The 19,533-nt window shown below is 68.8% G+C and carries 16 protein-coding genes and 1 pseudogene; 7 read left to right on the top strand and 10 right to left on the bottom strand.

Going from position 1 to position 19,533, the window contains the following annotated elements; all coding sequences use genetic code 11:
* The 4 genes and pseudogenes from G3I19_RS12085 to G3I19_RS12070 form a co-directional block, all read right to left on the bottom strand.
* Positions 1 to 456 (bottom strand): annotated as a pseudogene (locus G3I19_RS12085) (hypothetical protein); the annotation flags it as partial.
* 164 nt (positions 457 to 620) lie between these two features.
* A complete protein-coding gene (locus tag G3I19_RS12080) occupies positions 621 to 1,040 on the bottom strand; it encodes a DUF6113 family protein (protein ID WP_239074193.1) in 420 nt (139 codons plus the stop codon).
* Positions 1,037 to 2,041 (bottom strand): N-acetyl-1-D-myo-inositol-2-amino-2-deoxy-alpha-D-glucopyranoside deacetylase, encoded by a 1,005-nt coding sequence (mshB, locus tag G3I19_RS12075; RefSeq protein ID WP_164263031.1) that lies wholly within the window; start codon positions 2,039 to 2,041, stop codon positions 1,037 to 1,039. The genes G3I19_RS12080 and mshB overlap by 4 nt, the downstream gene beginning before the upstream one ends.
* 113 nt (positions 2,042 to 2,154) lie before the next feature.
* Positions 2,155 to 2,349: a hypothetical protein gene (locus G3I19_RS12070; protein ID WP_164263029.1), complete on the bottom strand. Its 195-nt coding sequence runs from the start codon at positions 2,347 to 2,349 to the stop codon at positions 2,155 to 2,157.
* A 238-nt stretch (positions 2,350 to 2,587) separates the two neighbouring features.
* On the opposite strand from G3I19_RS12070, the gene G3I19_RS12065 reads away from it, so the two are divergent.
* Together G3I19_RS12065 and G3I19_RS12060 are read left to right on the top strand one after the other, a co-directional pair.
* A complete protein-coding gene (locus G3I19_RS12065; RefSeq protein WP_164263027.1) occupies positions 2,588 to 4,723 on the top strand; it encodes a prolyl oligopeptidase family serine peptidase in 2,136 nt (711 codons plus the stop codon).
* A gap of 406 nt (positions 4,724 to 5,129) precedes the next feature.
* Positions 5,130 to 6,275: a dipeptide ABC transporter ATP-binding protein gene (locus G3I19_RS12060; RefSeq protein ID WP_164263039.1), complete on the top strand. Its 1,146-nt coding sequence runs from the start codon at positions 5,130 to 5,132 to the stop codon at positions 6,273 to 6,275.
* Positions 6,276 to 6,366: 91 nt separating this feature from the next.
* Here the strand turns inward: G3I19_RS12060 and G3I19_RS12055 are convergent, their stop codons facing one another.
* The 5 genes from G3I19_RS12055 to G3I19_RS12035 form a co-directional block, all read right to left on the bottom strand.
* Positions 6,367 to 7,737, bottom strand: coding sequence for a dipeptide ABC transporter ATP-binding protein (locus tag G3I19_RS12055; protein ID WP_164263025.1), 1,371 nt, complete (start codon positions 7,735 to 7,737; stop codon positions 6,367 to 6,369).
* Positions 7,727 to 8,704, bottom strand: coding sequence for an ABC transporter ATP-binding protein (locus tag G3I19_RS12050; RefSeq protein WP_164263022.1), 978 nt, complete (start codon positions 8,702 to 8,704; stop codon positions 7,727 to 7,729). The genes G3I19_RS12055 and G3I19_RS12050 overlap by 11 nt, the downstream gene beginning before the upstream one ends.
* 12 nt (positions 8,705 to 8,716) lie before the next feature.
* Positions 8,717 to 9,691: an ABC transporter permease gene (locus G3I19_RS12045; protein ID WP_164263020.1), complete on the bottom strand. Its 975-nt coding sequence runs from the start codon at positions 9,689 to 9,691 to the stop codon at positions 8,717 to 8,719.
* A complete protein-coding gene (locus tag G3I19_RS12040; protein ID WP_164263019.1) occupies positions 9,684 to 10,607 on the bottom strand; it encodes an ABC transporter permease in 924 nt (307 codons plus the stop codon). The genes G3I19_RS12045 and G3I19_RS12040 overlap by 8 nt, the downstream gene beginning before the upstream one ends.
* 80 nt (positions 10,608 to 10,687) lie before the next feature.
* Positions 10,688 to 12,319, bottom strand: coding sequence for an ABC transporter substrate-binding protein (locus tag G3I19_RS12035; protein ID WP_164263017.1), 1,632 nt, complete (start codon positions 12,317 to 12,319; stop codon positions 10,688 to 10,690).
* Between the two features lie 368 nt (positions 12,320 to 12,687).
* Between G3I19_RS12035 and G3I19_RS12030 the strand changes: the two genes are divergently transcribed.
* From G3I19_RS12030 to G3I19_RS12010, 5 genes are all read left to right on the top strand, one after another.
* On the top strand, positions 12,688 to 13,722 hold the full coding sequence (locus G3I19_RS12030) for an ABC transporter permease (RefSeq protein WP_164263015.1): 1,035 nt from the start codon (positions 12,688 to 12,690) through the stop codon (positions 13,720 to 13,722).
* A 79-nt stretch (positions 13,723 to 13,801) separates the two neighbouring features.
* Entirely contained in the window at positions 13,802 to 15,568 is a 1,767-nt protein-coding gene (locus tag G3I19_RS12025) for an ABC transporter substrate-binding protein (protein WP_164263013.1), read from the top strand.
* Positions 15,569 to 15,677: 109 nt separating this feature from the next.
* Complete coding sequence (locus tag G3I19_RS12020; protein ID WP_164263011.1) at positions 15,678 to 16,658, top strand: ABC transporter permease; 981 nt, start codon at positions 15,678 to 15,680, stop codon at positions 16,656 to 16,658.
* A 58-nt stretch (positions 16,659 to 16,716) separates the two neighbouring features.
* Positions 16,717 to 17,754, top strand: a complete 1,038-nt coding sequence (locus G3I19_RS12015; protein ID WP_164263009.1) for an ABC transporter ATP-binding protein — start codon at positions 16,717 to 16,719, stop codon at positions 17,752 to 17,754.
* Between the two features lie 27 nt (positions 17,755 to 17,781).
* A complete protein-coding gene (locus G3I19_RS12010) occupies positions 17,782 to 18,801 on the top strand; it encodes a dipeptide ABC transporter ATP-binding protein (RefSeq protein WP_164263007.1) in 1,020 nt (339 codons plus the stop codon).
* A gap of 91 nt (positions 18,802 to 18,892) precedes the next feature.
* Here the strand turns inward: G3I19_RS12010 and G3I19_RS12005 are convergent, their stop codons facing one another.
* The gene (locus tag G3I19_RS12005; protein ID WP_164263005.1) at positions 18,893 to 19,507 is read right to left on the bottom strand and encodes an AAA family ATPase; all 615 of its coding nucleotides are present in this window, start codon (positions 19,505 to 19,507) and stop codon (positions 18,893 to 18,895) included.
* Positions 19,508 to 19,533 lie beyond the last annotated feature (26 nt).

Here is a 19,533-nt window from a genome sequence, read left to right as displayed (position 1 = left end):
GGAACGCGGCGCTCCGACCGGCCCGTTGGGACCGGAGGCCGCAGCGGGCGCCGAGGGCACGGAAGGAGCGGACGGCGTCGCGGGCTTGCGCGGCGCGAACCAGTCGCTGGTGGGCCGCTCGGCCGGCGGCTCCTCCGGCTCCGGCTCCGGGTCGGGCTCGGGCGGCAGGGACATCGCACTCGTGCGCTCCTGGTCGGAGCGGCCGTCGACCGGCTCGCTCTCCCCCATGGGCGTCCGCATGACGACCGGCGGAATCGGCCGCGAGCCAGGGATGTTGATCCGGATACGCGTCGTCAGCGTGGTCTCGGTCCTGGGCTCGTCCGGCTGCGGCTCGGGGGCCGGCGCTGCGGCGTCCTCAGGAGACTGGCGGGTTCCGTACGGCGGCGTGCCCGAGGGGTACGCGGCCCCGCCACGCCCCTGGGCGCCGGTGGACGAACTGTCAGTTTCACGACTCAAGGCAGGTTCTCCCGGTTGGCTCCGCCGCCCGTTCTTACTTGTGCGGGAGGTTCGGCGGCGCGCACCACCATACTGGGCACGGCGCGATCGCACCCCCCACCCAGCGGAATGCAACGTTCCGACCGGGCCGCGGCCGCGCCCGGTTCACCGGGCGAAGCGGCACATCACTTGCCAGGTCGGGCGGAATCCGGCCCCGGCTGAGGCACTTTGCGCACGGTGGCACAGATCACAGCGGCCACCATCCCGCCCAGCAGGAAGACGTACGACCCCGTGCCCGCGGCGAAGACGAAGTCGCCCTCGGGGCGGGTGGCGGTCAGCAGCATGACGGCGACCAGCCAGCCGACGGCGGGGGCGCCGACCCCGACCGCCGTCCCGGTCGCCACCCGGCCCCCGTAGAAGACGGCCGCACTGCCCAGCAGGGCGAGCACCAGACCGCCGGGGGACCAGCCGCTCTGCACGAGCGCCCCCGCGAGACCGGTCAGCGCGCCGAGGACGACCAGCCCGAAGTAGGCAGCGATACGGCGGGGGTTCAGCGGCGCCGCGAGGCCCGTGCCCGTGCCCGTATGACCCTGGTTCATGCTCATTCGTCCGCTCCTGTACTGCCCGGCGTGGTGCTCGTCGTCGTGTCCGGCGCGGTGTCCGGTGCGGCGCTCGCCGGGCTGCCCGGTGCGGCGCTCGCTGTCCTGCCCGGTGCGGCGCCCACCGCGACGCCCGCGAAGAGATCCGTCTCGCGCTCGCCTTCCGGTGCGCCCGACGCCCCCCGCACCAGTTCGTAGTACTCGCGGGCGAAGAGCGGCTGCCCCAGGTCGTTGGAGAGCGCGAAGAAGGGGCCGTCCACCGCGACCTGCGTGGCGTGCGCGCGCATCGCGGCCGACTTGGCCGCCGCGTACGCCGTGCCGTCGATCTCCGCGGTGACGACCTCGTCGTCCACCACCCCCGGCACATCACCGATGTCCGCGACACCGGGGAAGCCGGCGCCGGCCGCCCGCAGCCGGGCGAAGCCCTCCTCGGCCACCGAGCGCGGCACCCGGTTCCAGTAGATCTTCGCGATCGTGTGCGGCTCGCCCAGCTCAGGACGGAAGGCGGGCTCGGCCGCGAGTCCCGCGGCGCGCATCGCGACCCGGTGCGCCTGGATGTGGTCGGGGTGGCCGTAGCCGCCGTGGGTGTCGTACGTCACCAGGACCTGCGGCCGTACGGAACGGATCACCTCGACGAGGTACGCCGCCGCCTCGTCCACCGGTGTGTTCCAGAAGGCGCCCTCTCGGCTGTTCTGCTCGACGCCCATCATCCCGGAGTCCCGGAAGCGGCCGGGCCCGCCGAGGAAGCGGTGGTCGGTCACGCCCAGCTCCCGCATCGCGGCGGCCAGTTCACCGATGCGATGGGCGCCCAGACCGTCCTCGCGGTCGGACGCCAGATGCGCGAGCCCGGGCGGGATGATCTCGCCCTCCTCGCCGAGAGTGCACGTCACCAGGGTGATGTGGGCACCCTCGGCGGCGTACGCGGCCATGGTGGCGCCGTTGTTGATCGACTCGTCGTCCGGGTGCGCGTGCACCAGGAGCAGACGCCGGTCGGGGAGGTCCGTCATGGGAACAGCCTACGAGCCGTGTGCGCTCCCCGGGCCGCCAGACCGGCGGCCCAGCCGCGCCCGCTGTCTCCGTGGGCTCCGTGATCTCCGTGGGCTCCCTGATCTCCGTGGGCTCAGAACTTGATACCGCCGATCATCCCGGCCACATTGGTCGTGAGCGAGTGGATGGTGGGCGCCACGGACGAGCTGGCCAGGTAGAAGCCCAGGAGCGCGCAGACCACCGCGTGCCCCGCTTTGAGCCCCGATTTCCTGACCATGAGCACGACGATGATCGTCAGCAGCACCACCGCCGAGATCGAGAGCGCCATGACGGTTCACCTCCACTTGCGTACGGTCCAGGGGCATGCCACAACTGCCGGTAGCGTCATACCCACCTAGCGCTACGGATCATAACTATCCAGCGGCGTGCATGATCGATGCACGGCAGCACGAGGGGCGCATGGACGTACGCCCCCGGCAGAACCGGGCGGCACATGCCCGCAGTCGGATGCCGTCCGCCCACGGTCCGCCCCTCCCGCTCGGAGGAAAGGCTCTAGGTTCGGTCGCATGACATCGAACGAACACTCCTTTCCCCGCCGGTTCGCCAGAACCCAGCGCTTCACGCTCGGTGCCCCGCGCGCCTTCACGGTGTCGCCCGACGGCGACCGGGTCGTCTACCTGCGCTCCTCCACCGGAACGGACCGGGCGAACCGGCTCTGGGTGCTCAACATCGGGCAAGGCGCACAGGAGCGCGTCGCCGCCAACCCCGAGGCGCTGCTCGGTGGCGCGGACGAGCAGCTCTCGGCCGGGGAGAGGGCGCGCCGCGAGCGGAGCAGGGAAGGCTCGGCCGGCATCGTCGGGTACGCCGTCGACGAGGCGGCCGAGCTGGCCGTTTTCGCCCTGTCGGGGCGGCTGTTCACGGCGGGGCTGCGAGCGGAGAGCACCCGGGAGATCCGGGTGCCGGGCCCCGTCATCGACCCCAGGCCGTCCCCTGACGGCAGCCGTATCGCCTATGTGACCGGCGGCGCGCTGCGTGTCGTGGGCGCGGACGGGGCGGACGACAGGGCGCTCGCCGAGCCGGAGGACGCCCACGTCACGTACGGGGTGGCCGAGTTCGTGGCGGCCGAGGAGATGCAGCGCTCGCGCGGCTACTGGTGGGCGCCGGACTCGCGGAGCCTGCTGGTGGCGCGGGCCGACGACAGCGCCGTACAGCGCTGGTGGATCGCCGACCCGGCGCATCCGGAACAGGAGCCCGCGCAGGTCGGATATCCGGCGGCCGGCACCTCCAACGCCGAGGTGCGGCTCTTCCTCTACGCCCTGGACGGGACGCGTACCGAGGTGGTCTGGGACCGCGCCCGCCACCCGTATCTGGCGGCCGTGCACTGGTCGTCCGACGGCGCTCCACTGCTGCTCGTCCAGGCCCGTGACCAGCGCAGCCAGCGCTATCTGGGCGTCGACACGGAGTCCGGCACCACCAGGACCGTGCATGTCGACGAGGACCCGGTGTGGCTCGACCTGTTCACCGGGGTGCCCGCCTGGGCGCCCGCCGGCGGTCTCGTCCGGATCGCCGACGAGGGCGGCGCACGGGTGCTCGCGGTCGGCGACCGGCTGCTCACCGGGCCGGAGTTGCACGTTCGGGCGGTGCTGGACATCTCGGTTGACGACGTGCTGGTCTCGGCGTCCGCGGGCGAGGCTGCCACCGCTCCCGAGACCGGTGAGATCCATGTCTACCGGGTCAACGAGCTGGGGGTGGAACGTCTTTCCGAGGGGCCCGGGGTGCACTCGGCGGTGCGCTCGGGCGGTGTCACGGTGCTCCGCTCGGCCCGGCCGGAGCGTCCCGGCGCGGATGTCCGGGTGCTGCGGGGCGGCAAGGAGGTGGCCACGGTCGCCTCGTACGCGGAGACTCCGGGCCTCACCCCCCGCGTGGAGTTCGCCGAGGGGGGCGCACGGAAAATTCCGTGCGCCGTCCTGCTCCCCAGCGGCCACCGGGAATCCGACGGCGCGCTTCCGGTGCTCCTCGACCCGTACGGCGGCCCGCACGGCCAGCGGGTGGTCGCCGCGCACAACGCGTACCTCACGTCCCAGTGGTTCGCCGACCAGGGCTTCGCGGTGGTGATCGCAGACGGCCGGGGAACCCCCGGCCGCTCCCCCGCGTGGGAGAAGGCCATCAAGGACGACTTCACGCTCACGCTCGACGACCAGGTCGACGCCCTGCACGGACTGGCCGCCCAGGGCTTCCCGCTCGACCTGGACCGGGTCGCCATCCGCGGCTGGTCGTACGGCGGTTATCTGGCCGCGCTCGCGGTGCTGCGCCGCCCCGATGTGTTCCACGCCGGTGTGGCGGGCGCCCCGGTCGCCGACTGGCGGCTGTACGACACGCATTACACCGAGCGCTATCTCGGCGACCCCGCCCAGCGGCCCGAGGTGTACGCGGCGAGCGCGCTCGTCACCGACGACGGGCTCTCTGCTCCGGAGAACCCGGCCAGACCGCTGATGGTCATCCACGGCCTGGCGGACGACAACGTCGTCGCGGCCCACACCCTGCGGCTCTCGTCGGCGCTGCTCGCAGCGGGCCGCCCGCACGAGGTGCTGCCGCTCTCCGGTGTCACCCATATGACGCCACAGGAGCAGGTGGCGGAGAATCTGCTGCTGCTCCAGGTCGACTTCATCCGGCGGTCCCTGAATCTGCCCGGGGCCGGCTGAACCGGTCGGACCGACGGACGGGCAGGCGGGCGGGCCGGACGGGCCGGACGGGCCGGACGGACCAACGGGCAAGGGGCGACCGGCCGGGGCGACATGTCACCCCGGCCGGTCCACGGCACCCGCACGGCCCCGTAGCCGCCCAGTCTGGCGGGCCCGCATATCGGCTCCACGACAGCGGAGTTGCCGCATTGTTAAAAGAACTCCGGCCGCTCGGGCCCTTGACTCACGTCGTGGCGCCGGGCCACGCTCCGGTCAGCTGCGATGGTTCCACACAGCGGGGGCAGCGGGCTGAAGAGCCCCGTACCGAAGAGCCCATAGCGCACCGCTGGCAAGGGAGTTGATGGATCAAGCCACGACCGGGCCCACCGGCCGGGGCCAGGACACCACACCGAGGAAGCGATACGACATGGCGCACGAGGCCACCATTCCCGCTCCCCGCGACAAGGCGCCCCGCCAGGGTGAGGTACTTCTCTCCGCCGAGGGGCTGACCAAGCACTTTCCCATCATGGGCGGCTTTCCCTTCAAGCGCAGGATCGGCGCGGTCCAGGCCGTCGACGGCATCGACCTCTCCCTGCACACGGGCGAGAGCTTCGGTCTTGTGGGCGAGTCGGGGTGCGGGAAGTCCACCACAGGACGGGTGCTGACCCGGCTGCTCGAACCGACCGCCGGCCGGCTCGTCTACCGGGGGCAGGACATCACCCGCGCGGGGCGGCGGCAGTTGGCGCCGATCCGCCCCGAGATCCAGATGATCTTCCAGGACCCCTACTCGTCGCTCAACCCCCGCCAGACCATCGGCAAGATCATCGGCGGTCCGATGGAGATCAACGGGATCCATCCCAAGGGCGGCCGCGAGCACCGCATCCGGGAGCTCCTGGAGATCGTCGGTCTCAACCCGGAGCACTACAACCGCTTCCCGCACGAGTTCTCCGGCGGCCAGCGCCAGCGCATCGGCGTCGCCCGCGCCCTCGCCCTGGAGCCGAAACTCATCGTGGCCGACGAGCCGGTCTCCGCGCTCGACGTCTCCATCCAGGCCCAGGTCGTCAACCTCCTCCAGGAACTCCAGCGCGAGATGGACATCGCGTTCCTGTTCATCGCCCACGACCTGGCGGTCGTCCGGCACTTCTCGGACCGGGTCGCCGTCATGTACCTCGGCAAGATCGTCGAGGTGGGCGACCGGGACTCCATCTACCAGCAGCCGCGCCACCCGTACACGCACGCGCTGCTCTCCGCCGTCCCGGAGCCCGCGCTGATCAGCGACGAGGAGCGCGCCGTCCATGAACGCATCAGGCTCGCGGGCGACGTGCCGTCCCCGATCTCACCGCCGTCCGGCTGCCGCTTCCGTACCCGCTGCTGGAAGGCCCAGGACAAGTGCGCGGCCGAGGAGCCGCCGCTGGTACGGGTCGACGGCAGCCGGGACGGGCATCTGACGGCCTGCCACTTCCCGGAGGCCCCGACGACGGAGCGCGATTCGGAGATCATCCTCGACCCGGCGCTGCGGGAACTGGAGTCGGACCCGGGCGGTCCTGGCGCACCGGGGACGGAGAGCGTGTAGGCCCCGGAGGGCCGGCCCGGAAAGCACCGCGGGTCCGGCGAGGACCGGCCGGACAGCACCGCGGGTCCGGCAGGAACCGGCCGGACAGGACCTAGGCCGGCGTCGCCCCCGTCGAAGGCCCGGCGGGCCCGGCAGGGCCGCCGCCCGGGGGCGCCGCCGGGCCCGCGGGCGTCGCGCCCGATGGCCCCGGCGTACCACCGGCGAGCCCCGGACCTGAGGACCCAGGGCCGGAAGGCCCCGGCGTACCGGAAGGCCCCGCACCGGGCCCCGCGCCAGGCCCCGGCGTACCACCGGCAGGTCCCGCCCCGCCCTCGTCCGTGCCGCCGTTGGTGTCCGGCACGACCTGCTTCTCCTCGGCGAAGTGGCAGGCCGAGTCGTGGTGCACCGGCCCCTCCATCGTCCGGAAGACCTCGGGCACCGCGAGCGCCGGTACCTCCTGCGCGCACCGCTCCTGCGCCTTCCAGCAGCGGGTACGGAAGCGGCAGCCCGACGGCGGGTTCGCCGGCGACGGCACATCGCCGACCAGGATGATCCGCTCGCGTGCGTCCCGCGCCGCCGGGTCGGGCACCGGGACCGCCGAGAGCAGCGCCTGGGTGTACGGGTGGGTGGGATGCTCGTAGATCTCCGCGTCCGAGCCGACCTCCACGATCCGCCCCAGGTACATCACCCCCACCCGGTTGGAGATGTGCCGGACGATCGACAGGTCGTGCGCGATGAACACGTACGCCAGGTCGAACTCCTTCTGGAGCCGCCCCAGCAGGTTGATGACCTGTGCCTGGACGGACACGTCGAGCGCGGACACCGGCTCGTCGGCCACGATGATCTCGGGGTTGAGCGCGAGACCGCGCGCGATGCCGATGCGCTGGCGCTGGCCGCCGGAGAACTGGTGCGGATAGCGGTTGATGTACTCCGGGTTGAGCCCCACGACGTCCAGCAGGTCCTGGACCTTGCGGCGCCGGTCGCCCTTGGGTGCCACCTCGGGGTGGATCTCGTACGGCTCCCCGATGATGTCGCCGACCGTCATCCGCGGGTTCAGCGAGGTGTAGGGGTCCTGGAAGACCATCTGGATGTTGCGGCGTACGGCCTTGAGGGCGCGGCCGGACATCTTGGTGATGTCCTCGCCCTTGTACCGGATCGAACCGGCCGTCGGCGCCTCCAGGTTGACCAGCATCCTGGCCACGGTCGACTTGCCGCAGCCGGACTCCCCCACGACGCCGAGCGTCTCGCCCTGGCTGAGCGCGAACGACACCCCGTCGACGGCCTTGACCGCGCCGACCTGCTTCTTGAAGAGGATGCCCTGGGTGAGCGGGTAGTGCTTGACCAGGTCGCGGACTTCGAGGATGGGCTCCTTCTCGTGGAAGGCGACCTCGGCGTGCGACTTCTCCATCAGGTCGCGCCGGGCCTCGGCCTCGTCACGCGCCTCGTCACGTGCCGCGTGGCGCCGCGAGTGGTCAGCGTGCATTGAGCGTCTCCTTCCAGAAGTGGCAGGCGCTCCGGCGCTCCGGGGACACTTCGTACAGCGGCGGTACGTCGGTACGGCACACCTCCTGGGCCAGCGGGCAGCGGGGGTTGAAGGCGCAGCCTGGCGGGATGTGCAGCAGGTTCGGGGGCAGGCCCTTGATCGCGTAGAGCTCCTGGCCCTTCTGGTCGAGGCGCGGGATCGATTCGAGCAGGCCCTTGGTGTACGGGTGGGCCGGGGCCTTGTAGATCTGGCGGACCGGTGATGTCTCCACGATCCGGCCCGCGTACATCACCGCGATCTTGTCCGCGACGTCCGCCACCACGCCCAGGTCGTGGGTGATCAGGATGAGCCCCATGTTGAACTCCCGCTGGAGTTCGGCGAGCAGGTCCATCACCTGGGCCTGGACGGTCACGTCGAGTGCGGTGGTCGGCTCGTCCGCGATGATCAGGTCGGGCTCCAGGGCCAGCGCCATGGCGATCATGATGCGCTGGCGCATCCCGCCGGAGAACTGGTGCGGGTACTGGCCGACCCGCTCCTTGGCCGCCGGGATCCGCACCGTGTCCATCAGCTCGACGGCCCTGGCCTTGGCGTCCTTGCGGGACATGCCCTTGTGGACGGTGAACATCTCACCGAGCTGCTCGCCGACGCTGAGCACCGGGTTGAGCGAGGAGAGCGCGTCCTGGAAGATCATCGCCATCTTCGCGCCACGGATCTTCCGCCGCTCCTCCTCCTTGAGCTTGAGCAGATCCTGTCCCTGGAAGAGGATCTCGCCGCCCGCGATCTTCCCCGGTGGTACGTCGAGGATGCCCATGATGGCCTGGGCGGTCACCGACTTGCCCGAGCCCGATTCGCCGAGGACGGCGAGTGTCTCGCCGGAGTCCACCGTGTAGTCGACGCCGTTCACCGCCTTCGCGACCCCGTCGCGGGTGTGGAACTCCACGTGCAGATCGCGTACTTCGAGCAGCATGGTCCGGACTCCTCAGCGCAGCTTGGGGTCGAGGGCGTCGCGCACCGCGTCGCCGAGCATGATGAAGGCGAGCACGGTGATCGCCAGGGCACCGGCCGGCCAGAGCAGCATGTGCGGGGCGTTGCGGATGTACGGCGAAGCGGCGGAGATGTCGATGCCCCAGGAGACGGTGGGGGGCTTCAGGCCGACGCCGAGGAAGGACAGGGTCGCCTCCAGCGAGATGTACGTACCGAGTGCGATGGTCGCCACGACGATCACCGGGGCGACCGCGTTCGGCGCGATGTGGCGCAGCAGCATCCGGGAGTTGGAGGCGCCGAGCGCCCGCGCCGCCTGGACGTAGTCGTTCTGTTTGGCGGTGATGACCGAGCCGCGCGCGATACGGGCGATCTGCGGCCAGCCGAGGAGCACCATGAAGCCGATCACCGGCCAGACGGTGCTGCTGGTGACCACGGACAGCAGCACCAGACCGCCGAGCACCACCGGGATACCGAAGAAGATGTCGGTGATACGGGAGAGGATCGCGTCGCCGGCGCCGCCGAAGAAGCCGGCGAGACCGCCCAGGACGCTGCCGATGAGGGCCACTCCGACGGTCGCGCAGACACCGACCGTCACGGACTGGCGGGCCCCGTAGACGGTACGGGTGTAGACGTCGCAGCCCTGTCCGGTGAAGCCGAAGGGGTGTCCGGGCTGGGGGCCCTCCTGGGCCTTGTCCAGGTTGCAGGCGAGCGGGTTCTGGTCGGCGATGAGCTGGGGCCAGATCGAGATCACCACGAGGAACAGGATGATCAGCCCCGAGATGATGAAGATCGGGTTGCGGCGCAGATCGCGCCAGGCGTCCGACCAGAGGCTGCGGGCCTGTTCGTCGGGGCCCGGCCCGCCGTCGCCCTGCTGGTTCTCCAGCGTGGTGCCCTCGCTCATGGCGAGGTCGGTGGCCCCGCCGGCCCCCGCCGCGGAGATGGCTTCGTCGGAATTCTGCGGCTCAGGCATACCGGATCCTCGGGTCGAGAACGGCGTAGAGGAGGTCGACGATGAGGTTCGCCACCAGGAAGACGATGACGAGGACGGTGACGAAGCCGACGACGGTCTGGCTGTTCTGGCGGACGATGCCCTGGTAGAGCTGGTAGCCGACGCCGTGGATGTTGAAGATGCGCTCGGTGACGATGGCACCGCCCATCAGGGCCCCGATGTCCGTGCCGATGAAGGTCACGACGGGGATCAGTGAGTTGCGCAGCAGGTGCCGGATGATGATGCGGCGTCTCGGGAGCCCTTTGGCGGTGGCGGTTCTGACGTAGTCGGCGCGCCGGTTCTCCGCGATCGAGGTGCGGGTCAGCCGGGTGACGTACGCCAGTGACACGGACGCGAGCACGAGCCCGGGGAGGATCAGCTCGTCGAAGGGGGCCTCGGGCGAGACGGCGGGCTTGATGAGCCCCCACTTCACCCCGAGGAGCAGCTGGGCCAGCAGGCCGGTGACGAAGGTCGGTACGGAGATGACGATCAGGGTGAGCAGCAGGACGGTCGAGTCGACCGGGCGGCCGCGCCTGAGCCCCGTGATCACACCGAAGGCGATGCCGATGATGACTTCGAAGATGATGGCGACGATGGTGAGCCGGATGGTGACGGGGAAGGCGCTGCCCATCAGGTCGGTGACCTTCTGGCCGTTGAACGCGGTCCCGAAGTCGCCCGTGAAGACGTTGCCCATGTAGGTCAGGTACTGCTGCCACACGGGCTTGTCGAGGCCGAACTCGGTGCGCAGCTGGGCGGCCGTCGCGGGGTCGCAGGCGCGGTCTCCGCAGAGGCCGGCGACCGGGTCGCCCATCACGTTCACCATCAGGAAGATCAGCAGCGTCGCGCCGATGAAGACCGGGATCATCTGCAGCAGACGCCTGATCACATAACGTCCCATGAGGGGCTCCGGGGGTCGTCGTTCCGGGAAGATTCAAGGGCCCGGCGCGCTGGGCGCGCCGGGCCTCGCTTCCTCAGGCGTCAGTGGACCTTGATCTCGTTGTAGACCGGCACGCTGAACGGGTTCAGCGCGACGTTCGAGACACGGTCGGAGTAGCCCGCGCTGCCGTTCTGGTACCAGAGCGGGATGGCGCCCATGTTGTCCCTGAGCACCCCTTCGGCGTCCTGGAACTTCTTCACGGCGGCGGCCTTGTCGGTCTCCGCGTTGGCCTGGTTGATGAGCTTGTCGAACTGCTTGTTGGTCCAGTGGCCGTCGTTGGACGAGGCGTTGGTGTAGTACAGCGGCTGCAGGAAGTTCTGGATGAGCGGGTAGTCCATCTGCCAGCCGGCCCGGAACGGGCCCGTCATCTTCTTCGCGGTGATCTGGTTGCGGAAGTCGGCGAACGTCCCGATCGGGTTGCCGACACACGCCTTGTCGTTGCCGAGGGTGTTGTTGATGTTGTTGCAGATGGCGTCGACCCACTCCTTGTGCGAGCCGGTGTCCGCGTTGTACGAGATCTTCAGCTGGCCGCCGGGGATGCCGCCGCCCTCCTTGACCAGCTTCTTCGCCTCGGTGGGGTTGTACGTGCAGGAGGCGCCGCAGAGCCCGGCCTTGTACCCGCCACTGGCACCGAGGACCGGTGAGGTCCAGTCGGTGGCCGGGGTCCTGGTGTTCTGGAAGATCGTCTTGGTGATCTGCGGGCGGTTGATCGCCATCGAGAGCCCGATCCGCACCTTCTTGGCGCCCGCGGTGTTCCACTCGGGGCGGTAGAAGGGGAACGCGAGGGTCTGGATGATGCCCGCGGGGGTGTTGATGTAGCGCCCGTTCAGGTCGGCCTTGACGTTCTTGAGCTGTGCGGCGGGCACGTCGTCGACCAGGTCGAGGTTGCCCGCTGTCAGGTCGGTGTAGGCGGTGTTGTTGTCCGTGTAGACCTTGAGGTCGACGCCGCCGTTCTGCGCCTTGTCGGGGCCCGGGTACTTGCTCCACTTGCGCAGGCTCATCTTCGAGCCCTTGGTGTACGACTGCACGGTGTACGGGCCGTTGCCGATCGGCTTGGACAGCCAGGCGGAGTGGTTCTTGTAGAACGCCGTGGGCAGCGGGGCGAAGGCCGGGTAACCGAGCGTGTCCGGGAACGTGGAGAACTTCTGGTTCAGCTTCACCGTGAAGGTGTTGTCGTTGACCACCTTGAGCCCGGAGAGCTTGGTCGCCGTGGCCTTGCCCGAGTCCGGGTGGACCTTGTCGTAGCCGTCGATGTAGGCGAAGAAGTAGGCGTCCTTCTGGTTGTTCTTCAGATCAGCGCCGTAGTTCCAGGCGTCGACGAAGGACTTGGCGGTGATCTTCTCGCCGTTGCTGAACGTCCAGCCCTTCTTGAGCGTGATCTTGAAGTTGACCGAGTCGCTGGTCGTGACGGCGGACGCCAGCATGTTCTCGGCCTTGCCGGTCTTCGGGTCGTACTTCTTGAGGCCCCGGAAGATCATGTCGAGGACCTTGCCGCCCTGGACCTCGTTGGTGTTCGCCGGCTCCAGCGGGTTCTGCGGATCGCCCCAGGAAGAGCTGAGTACTCCGTTCGCCCCGCCACTTCCGCCGCTGCTTCCTCCGCCGCCGCAGGCCGTCGCCGCGAGGGCGACGGCGACCGCGCATGCGGCCCACTTGGCGTGTGTGGCTCCGCGCATGGAGTGCCTCCTCTAGGTCCTAAATACCGCTTAGGGCCCAATATCACTGGATAGCAGCACCAATGCACCTTCTCTACGGCCGTCTGTGTCCATCCGTCACCAGAAACGCCCGGATGCCCCGCATAACGAAATGGACACACCTTTGACCGGACGCAGCTGTCCGAGATCAGCTGATTTGCGGTTTTCGTAAATCGGCTGTCCACCCAGAGGTCATCTTTTTTCTCTCAAAACAAGGTCAAGAACCTAAAGACCAGGTGTGGAGTTGCTACGCGCATTGACCGTTGTCAACTCGATTGATTGGGTCCGTTCCAACCCCTTAGCTCCTCCTGCCCGGAGGATGCCGCTTTCCGTACGGGGACAGGAGTTCGATGACCACGCCATCCCCGGCCCCCCTCGTTCCGGTGGACACCACTGCCACCGATATCGTTGAGGGGTCCCGGCAGCCCGACAGCCCGAACAAGGGCGCCGACGCCCGGAGCCCGAGCCAACTGGCTTGGCGGCGTTTCAAGCGCGACAAGACAGGCGTCATATCCGCCTGCATCGTCGTGTTCTTCTTCGTGATCGCCATTGCCGCACCGCTGATCGCGAAGCTGTACGGGAAGAACCCGTACGACACGTACGGCCAGGACACCCCCGGGCTGCTCAACGGTTTCGGCTATCCGGTCAAGCCCAACGGCGGCATCGGCAGCGACTTCTGGTTCGGCCTCGAACCGTCGCTGGGGCGGGACGTCTTCACGTTCCTGCTCTACGGAATCCGCACCTCGCTGATGATCGCCACGGCGATCACGCTCCTCCTCACCGTGGTCGGTGTGGTTGTCGGTGTCACGGCCGGCTATCTGGGCGGCAAGACGGACTACTTCATCGGCCGGATCATCGACATCCTGCTGTCGTTCCCGTCGACGCTGTTCTTCATCGCCTTCATGCCGGTGATGTACGGGCTCTTCGTGGGTCCGGACGACGACATTCCGACCTCGCTGCGAGCGATCTCGCTGATCATCGTCCTCGCCGGCTTCGGCTGGGCGTCGATGGCACGTCTGCTGCGCGGTCAGGTACTGGCCCTGCGTGAACGGGAGTTCGTCGAGGCGGCCAAGGTGACCGGGGCATCCCCTGCCCGGATCATCTTCAAGGAACTGCTTCCGAACCTCTGGACGCCGATCCTGATCCAGTCCACCCTGGCGCTGCCCGCCATGGTGACCGCGGAGGCGGGTCTCGCCTTCCTCGGTGTCGGCATGATCGACCCGACCCCCGACTGGGGCGTCATGATCGCTCGTGGTTCGTCCTACTACACGAACGACATCACCTTCATGCTCTTCCCGGGCATCTCCATGGTCATCTTCGTGCTCGCCTTCAATCTGCTCGGCGACTCGGTACGCGACGCGCTCGACCCCAAGTCGAGGCGCTGACCTCCGCTCCAACAGCCCGGCCGCTGTGGTCCGGCCTGTCGCACCTGCCTCGTCCACCGATCCCAAGGACCGATACGCCATGTCTTTCTCCCGTAGAAACTTCCTCATCGCCACAGGGGTGGCAGCAGCCAGCTCCTCCGTCCTCAGCGCGTGCAGCAGCGGCGGCGGTGGCGGCGACGGCAGCGGTGGCAAGGACTCCCCGAACGTCAGCAAGGGCAAGGCCAGCAAGATCGTCATAGGCACCAAGGCCGACTCCGTCGGCCCCGCCCCCGAGGTTCCGGGCGCGGTCAAGGGCGGCACGATCTGGACGATGGACCAGCTCGACTGCGACCACCTGGACCCGGCGCAGATCTGGTCCAGCTACGAGGGCTGGATCACCCCGCTCTTCATGCGCGGCCTGGTCGGCTACAAAATCTCCAACGACGGCACCTCCACCCTGGTGGGCGACCTCGCCACGGACGCCGGCACGATGAAGGACGGCGGCAAGACCTGGTCCTTCACGCTGAAGGACGGCGGCAAGTGGGAGGACGGCTCGGACGTCACGATCGAGGACGTCCGCCACACCTTCGAGCGGCTCTTCGCCACCTTCATCACGTACGGTCCGCGCTACCCGCAGCAGTGGCTGGCCGGCGGCAAGGACTACAAGGGCCCCTACGACGGCAAGCACCTCGACTCGATCGAGATCAGCGGCAAGACCGTCACCTTCCACCTCAACACGGCCCGCGCCGACTTCAACCTGTGCCTCGGCATGCGCGCCTTCTCCCTCGTGCCCAAGAAGCACGACACCAAGGCGGACTACGACAAGAAGCCGTTCTCCTGCGGCCCGTACAAGATCGACGCCCGCCAGCCCGGCAAGTCGATGTCGATCTCCCGCAACCCGCACTGGGACCCGAAGACGGACCCGATCCGTAACGCGTACCCGGACAAGTGGCAGCTCCAGTTCGGCTTCCAGCTGCTCGCGTCCACGGACCGCTACATCGCCGACCAGGGCAACGACCAGCACACCGTGTCGATGTTCAACGAGGTCGCCCCCGAGCGCATGCAGAAGGTGCTCGGCGACCCGGCGATGAAGAAGCGTGTCTTCACGCACCTCGACAACGCGACGTACTACTACGCCATCAACACCACGCGGATCAAGGACGTCAAGGTCCGCCAGGCGCTCAACTACGCGTGGCCGTCGCAGCAGTGCCAGCTGATCCGCGGTGGCACCGCATCCTCCGAGATCGCCACCACGGTCATCAGCCCGCTCACCCCGGGCCACATCGACTTCGACCTCTACGGCAAGCGGAAGAAGCCCACGGGCGACCCGGAGAAGGCCAAGGCCATGCTCAAGGAGGCCGGCAAGCTCGGCCAGAAGGTCGTCATCGCCTTCCAGTCCTCCGACTACGCCATCAAGACGGCCGTGGCGATCAAGAACGCCCTCACCAAGGCGGGCTTCACCCCGATCACCAAGCAGGTCGACAAGACGACCTTCTACACCCAGATCGCCCAGATCGACAACACCTACGACATGTTCGCGGCCGGCTGGTCCGCCGACTGGCCGGGCGGCTACACCGCCCTGCAGCCCACCTTCGACGGCCGCGTGATCGCCAACGGCGCGTCGAACTGGCCGCAGCTGAACAACGCGGGCGTCAACAAGGCCATCGACGCGGCGGCCCTGGTCACGGACCAGAAGAAGGCCGACGCGGCCTGGGGCGCCATCGACCGCCAGATCATGGAACTGGCGGCCTGTGTGCCGGACTACTGGCCGATCCGTAACTGGTTCCACGGCTCCAAGGTCGGCGGCATGTACTACGACGCCGGCGCGACCGGTATGGCCATCACCAAGATGTACACCACGGCGTAGCAACGTCATCCGGGGGAGGGCGGCCCGATCGGCTGCCCTCCCCCGGCCCCGGCCCTTCCCCGCTCCCTACACCTCGGCGACGGCGCCCCACTCGGAAAGTCACGACCCCATGCTTCGATTTCTTCTCCGCCGTGTGACCGGCGCTATCGTCATCCTGCTGGTCATCAGCGCCATCGTCTTCTACCTCTTCTACGCGATCCCCCGTGACCCGGCGCGCCTGGCCTGCGGCAAGACCTGCACGCCGGAACTGCTCAAGCAGATCCGGCTGAACCTGGGGATAGCCGACCCGATGCCCGTCCAGTACTGGCACTGGCTGGTCGGCATCTTCGCGGGCCGTGACTACGGCAACTACGGCCACTGCCCGGCCCCCTGCCTCGGTTACTCCTTCACCAACCGCCAGCCCGTCCTCGGCACGATCCTGGACCGGCTGCCGCTGACGATCTCGCTCGCGCTGGGCTCCGCCGTCTTCTTCCTGATCATCGGTGTCGGCGCCGGCATGATCGCCGCCGTCAAGCAGGGCAAGGCGCTCGACAAGATCGCCAGCTCCGTCTCGCTGCTCGGATCCTCGCTGCAGATCTACTTCGTCGGCTACATCGCGATGTTCATCCTGGTCCAGCAGATGGGGGTGCTCGACCAGCCCTCGTACACGCCGATCACGGAGAACCCGGTGAAGTGGGCGTCCGGGCTGCTGCTGCCGTGGCTGGTGCTCTCCATCATCTTCACGGCGAACTACACCCGTATGACGCGCTCGCAGCTGGTCGAACAGCTCACGGAGGACTACGTCAGAACGGCGCGCGCCAAGGGCCTCTCCCGGGCTTCGGTCTTCTTCCGCTTCGCCTGGCGCGGGGCCATGGGGCCCATCGTCACCATCTTCGGTATCGACCTGGGCACGCTGATCGGCGGCGCGATCATCACCGAACAGGTCTTCAGCATCCAGGGGATCGGCCGGCTGGCGGTCCAGTCCGTCGACACGAGCGATCTGCCCATGCTCCTGGGTGTCACGCTCGTCGCGGCCGCGGCGATCGTCTTCTTCAACATCTTCGTGGACGCCATCTACGGCCTCATCGACCCGCGGATCCGTCTCGCCTGACCCGCTCCCGCCGCCTCGCCCCACCCCCGATCCCCGCAACACTTCCTGGAGCGTCCTCGTGACGAGCACCGATCAGCAGCCCTTCCTCTCTGTCAGGGACCTACAGGTCCACTTCTCGACCGAGGACGGCACAGTCAAGGCCGTCGACGGCCTCTCCTTCGACGTGGAGAAGGGCAAGACGCTCGGCATCGTCGGCGAGTCCGGCTCGGGCAAGTCCGTCACCAACCTGACGATCCTGGGCCTGCACGACCGGGACCGCACCGAGATCACCGGCGAGATCACGCTCGACGGCACCGAGCTGCTCGGCGCCAGTGAGCGGGAGCTGGAGCGGCTGCGCGGCAACAAGATGGCGATGATCTTCCAGGACGCCCTGGCCTCGCTGTCGCCGTACCACACCGTCGGCCGGCAGATCAGCGAGACGTACCGGAAGCACACCGGCGCCTCCAAGCAGGAGGCCCGGAAGCGGGCGATCGAGATGCTGACCCGGGTCGGCATTCCACAGCCCGACCTGCGGGTCGACGACTACCCGCACCAGTTCTCCGGCGGTATGCGGCAGCGCGCGATGATCGCGATGGCGCTGGTCTGTGACCCCGAACTGCTGATCGCGGACGAGCCGACGACCGCCCTGGACGTCACCGTGCAGGCGCAGATCATGGACCTGCTCAAGGACCTCCAGCAGGAGTTCGGCACCGCCATCGTCTTCATCACCCACGACCTCGGCGTGATCGCCGACATCGCCGACGACGTGCTGGTGATGTACGGCGGCCGCTGTGTGGAGCGCGGCACCAAGCGTGAGGTGCTCCGGGCGCCCCAGCACCCGTACACCTGGGGGCTGCTCGGCTCGATGCCGAGCCTGAAGGGCCCGGTCGACATCCCGCTGATGCCGATCCCGGGCACCCCGCCCAGCCTGCTGAACCCGCCGACGGGCTGCCGCTTCCACCCCCGGTGCACCTTCAAGGACCAGGTCGACGGGGACAGCTGCTCCACTCAGCGGCCGCCTCTGGAGATCGCCGCGGGGCGCGGTTCCGCCTGTCACCTCAGCCCAGCCCAGAAGAAGGACATCTTCGCCGACCAGATCCAGCCCCGGCTGAGCTGACCCAGAGCCAAAGGGAAACGAACCAACATGACCACCGACACCCCCCTGCTCGAAGTCACCGGCCTGACCAAGTACTTCCCGGTGATGGGCGGATTCCCGTTCAAGCGCAAGGTCGCGGACGTCCAAGCGGTCGACGGCCTCGACTTCGCCGTCCACCAGGGCGAGTCACTCGGCCTGGTGGGCGAGTCCGGCTGCGGCAAGTCCACCACCGGACGGCTGATAACCCGTCTGATGGAGCCGACCGGCGGCAAGATCACCTATCAGGGCCAGGACATCACGCACGCCTCCCGCAAGGGACTGGCGCCGGTCCGCTCCGAGATCCAGATGATCTTCCAGGACCCCTACTCGTCGCTCAACCCCCGGCAGACCGTGGGCAAGATCGTCGGCGGTCCGATGGAGATCAACAACATCAATCCCAAGGGTGGCCGGGAGCACCGCATCCGGGAGCTCCTGGAGATCGTCGGCCTCAACCCGGAGCACTACAACCGCTTCCCGCACGAGTTCTCCGGCGGCCAGCGCCAGCGCATCGGCGTCGCACGCGCCCTCGCCCTGGAACCCAAGCTGATCGTGGCCGACGAGCCGGTCTCCGCGCTCGACGTCTCCATCCAGGCCCAGGTCGTCAACCTCCTCCAGGAACTCCAGCGCGAGATGGGGATCTCCTTCCTCTTCATCGCCCACGACCTGGCGATCGTCCGGCACTTCTCGCACCGCGTCGCCGTCATGTATCTCGGCAAGATCGTCGAGGTCGCCGACCGCGAGACGCTGTACAGCGCGCCCCGGCACCCGTACACGCGAGCGCTGCTCTCCGCCGTCCCTGAGGCCACGGTCTCCGACGAGGGCACGGTGAAGGAGGACAACCGCATCCGGCTGGTCGGCGACGTTCCGTCGCCGCTGAACCCGCCGAGCGGCTGCCGGTTCCGTACGCGCTGCTGGAAGGCCACCGAGAAGTGCGCCACGGACGAGCCGCCGCTCGTCCAGCTGACCGACAGCAAGCCCGGCCACCTCACCGCCTGCCACTTCCCGGAGGACGCCCCGGCCGCGTCCTGACCGCCCCGCTAAGGCCCTCCGGGGCCGCGGCCGCCCCCTGGGCCCTGCCGGCGCCCCGCACAACCGTGCGGGGCGCTGTGCTGTGCCCCGGCTATCCGTGCGGCTCGTCCCGCGTCAGCAGCCGGTCCCGCAATTGCTGGAAGGCGGTCGGACGCGGGCTGACGGGCAGCAGGTCCCTGATCCGCTCCGCGCACTCCAGCGGGCTCAGCACACCGGTGTCGCATTCGATGTCGTACAGGCCGTGCGCGTGGACCTGGTCATACTGCATGGCCGCCTGCCCCGGCGTACGGTCACTGCGCTCCCGCTCACGCCGCTCCAGCTCCGGGAGCGGACAGCGGAGCCCGACCAGGAGGACATCTTCGGGTACGAAGACGGAGAGGCAGTCGGCCAGCCGCCAGCTCCGGCTGAACACATGGTCCACCACGATGTTGTTGCCTCCGGCCGCCATGCCCGCGGCGGCCCGGTGGAAGCCGCGGCAGGTGCTGTCGATGACGTCCTGGAGCTCGTGCGGCGGGATCTCCCGCTTCGAACGCATCGCGTGGAAGGCGTCCACCGGGAGGTGGAAGTACCGGCCGTCAAGGATGCGCAGCAGTTCGGTGGCGACGCTCGATTTACCCGAACTGGACGTGCCGTTCAGGAAGATGACTGTTCCGCCCGTGGGCGCATGCGTACGGCCAGGGCTGCGGTGATCGGTGCCACTCGTCATCCGCTCAACCCAACAGTCCGGGCTCC

This window comes from Streptomyces sp. SID10853, from assembly GCF_010548145.1.
Classification (GTDB): domain Bacteria; phylum Actinomycetota; class Actinomycetes; order Streptomycetales; family Streptomycetaceae; genus Streptomyces.
This window is presented reverse-complemented; position numbering and strand designations above follow the sequence as displayed.

What these genes read in the sequence shown, in the direction of transcription:
- G3I19_RS12080 (WP_239074193.1), bottom strand. Translation starts at nt 1,040, where the DNA reads ATGAGCATGAACCAGGGTCATACGGGCACGGGCACGGGCCTCGCGGCG.
- mshB (WP_164263031.1), bottom strand. Translation starts at nt 2,041, where the DNA reads ATGACGGACCTCCCCGACCGGCGTCTGCTCCTGGTGCACGCGCACCCG.
- G3I19_RS12070 (WP_164263029.1), bottom strand. Translation starts at nt 2,349, where the DNA reads ATGGCGCTCTCGATCTCGGCGGTGGTGCTGCTGACGATCATCGTCGTG.
- G3I19_RS12065 (WP_164263027.1), top strand. Translation starts at nt 2,588, where the DNA reads ATGACATCGAACGAACACTCCTTTCCCCGCCGGTTCGCCAGAACCCAG.
- G3I19_RS12060 (WP_164263039.1), top strand. Translation starts at nt 5,130, where the DNA reads ATGGCGCACGAGGCCACCATTCCCGCTCCCCGCGACAAGGCGCCCCGC.
- G3I19_RS12055 (WP_164263025.1), bottom strand. Translation starts at nt 7,737, where the DNA reads ATGCACGCTGACCACTCGCGGCGCCACGCGGCACGTGACGAGGCGCGT.
- G3I19_RS12050 (WP_164263022.1), bottom strand. Translation starts at nt 8,704, where the DNA reads ATGCTGCTCGAAGTACGCGATCTGCACGTGGAGTTCCACACCCGCGAC.
- G3I19_RS12045 (WP_164263020.1), bottom strand. Translation starts at nt 9,691, where the DNA reads ATGCCTGAGCCGCAGAATTCCGACGAAGCCATCTCCGCGGCGGGGGCC.
- G3I19_RS12040 (WP_164263019.1), bottom strand. Translation starts at nt 10,607, where the DNA reads ATGGGACGTTATGTGATCAGGCGTCTGCTGCAGATGATCCCGGTCTTC.
- G3I19_RS12035 (WP_164263017.1), bottom strand. Translation starts at nt 12,319, where the DNA reads ATGCGCGGAGCCACACACGCCAAGTGGGCCGCATGCGCGGTCGCCGTC.
- G3I19_RS12030 (WP_164263015.1), top strand. Translation starts at nt 12,688, where the DNA reads ATGACCACGCCATCCCCGGCCCCCCTCGTTCCGGTGGACACCACTGCC.
- G3I19_RS12025 (WP_164263013.1), top strand. Translation starts at nt 13,802, where the DNA reads ATGTCTTTCTCCCGTAGAAACTTCCTCATCGCCACAGGGGTGGCAGCA.
- G3I19_RS12020 (WP_164263011.1), top strand. Translation starts at nt 15,678, where the DNA reads ATGCTTCGATTTCTTCTCCGCCGTGTGACCGGCGCTATCGTCATCCTG.
- G3I19_RS12010 (WP_164263007.1), top strand. Translation starts at nt 17,782, where the DNA reads ATGACCACCGACACCCCCCTGCTCGAAGTCACCGGCCTGACCAAGTAC.
- G3I19_RS12005 (WP_164263005.1), bottom strand. Translation starts at nt 19,507, where the DNA reads ATGACGAGTGGCACCGATCACCGCAGCCCTGGCCGTACGCATGCGCCC.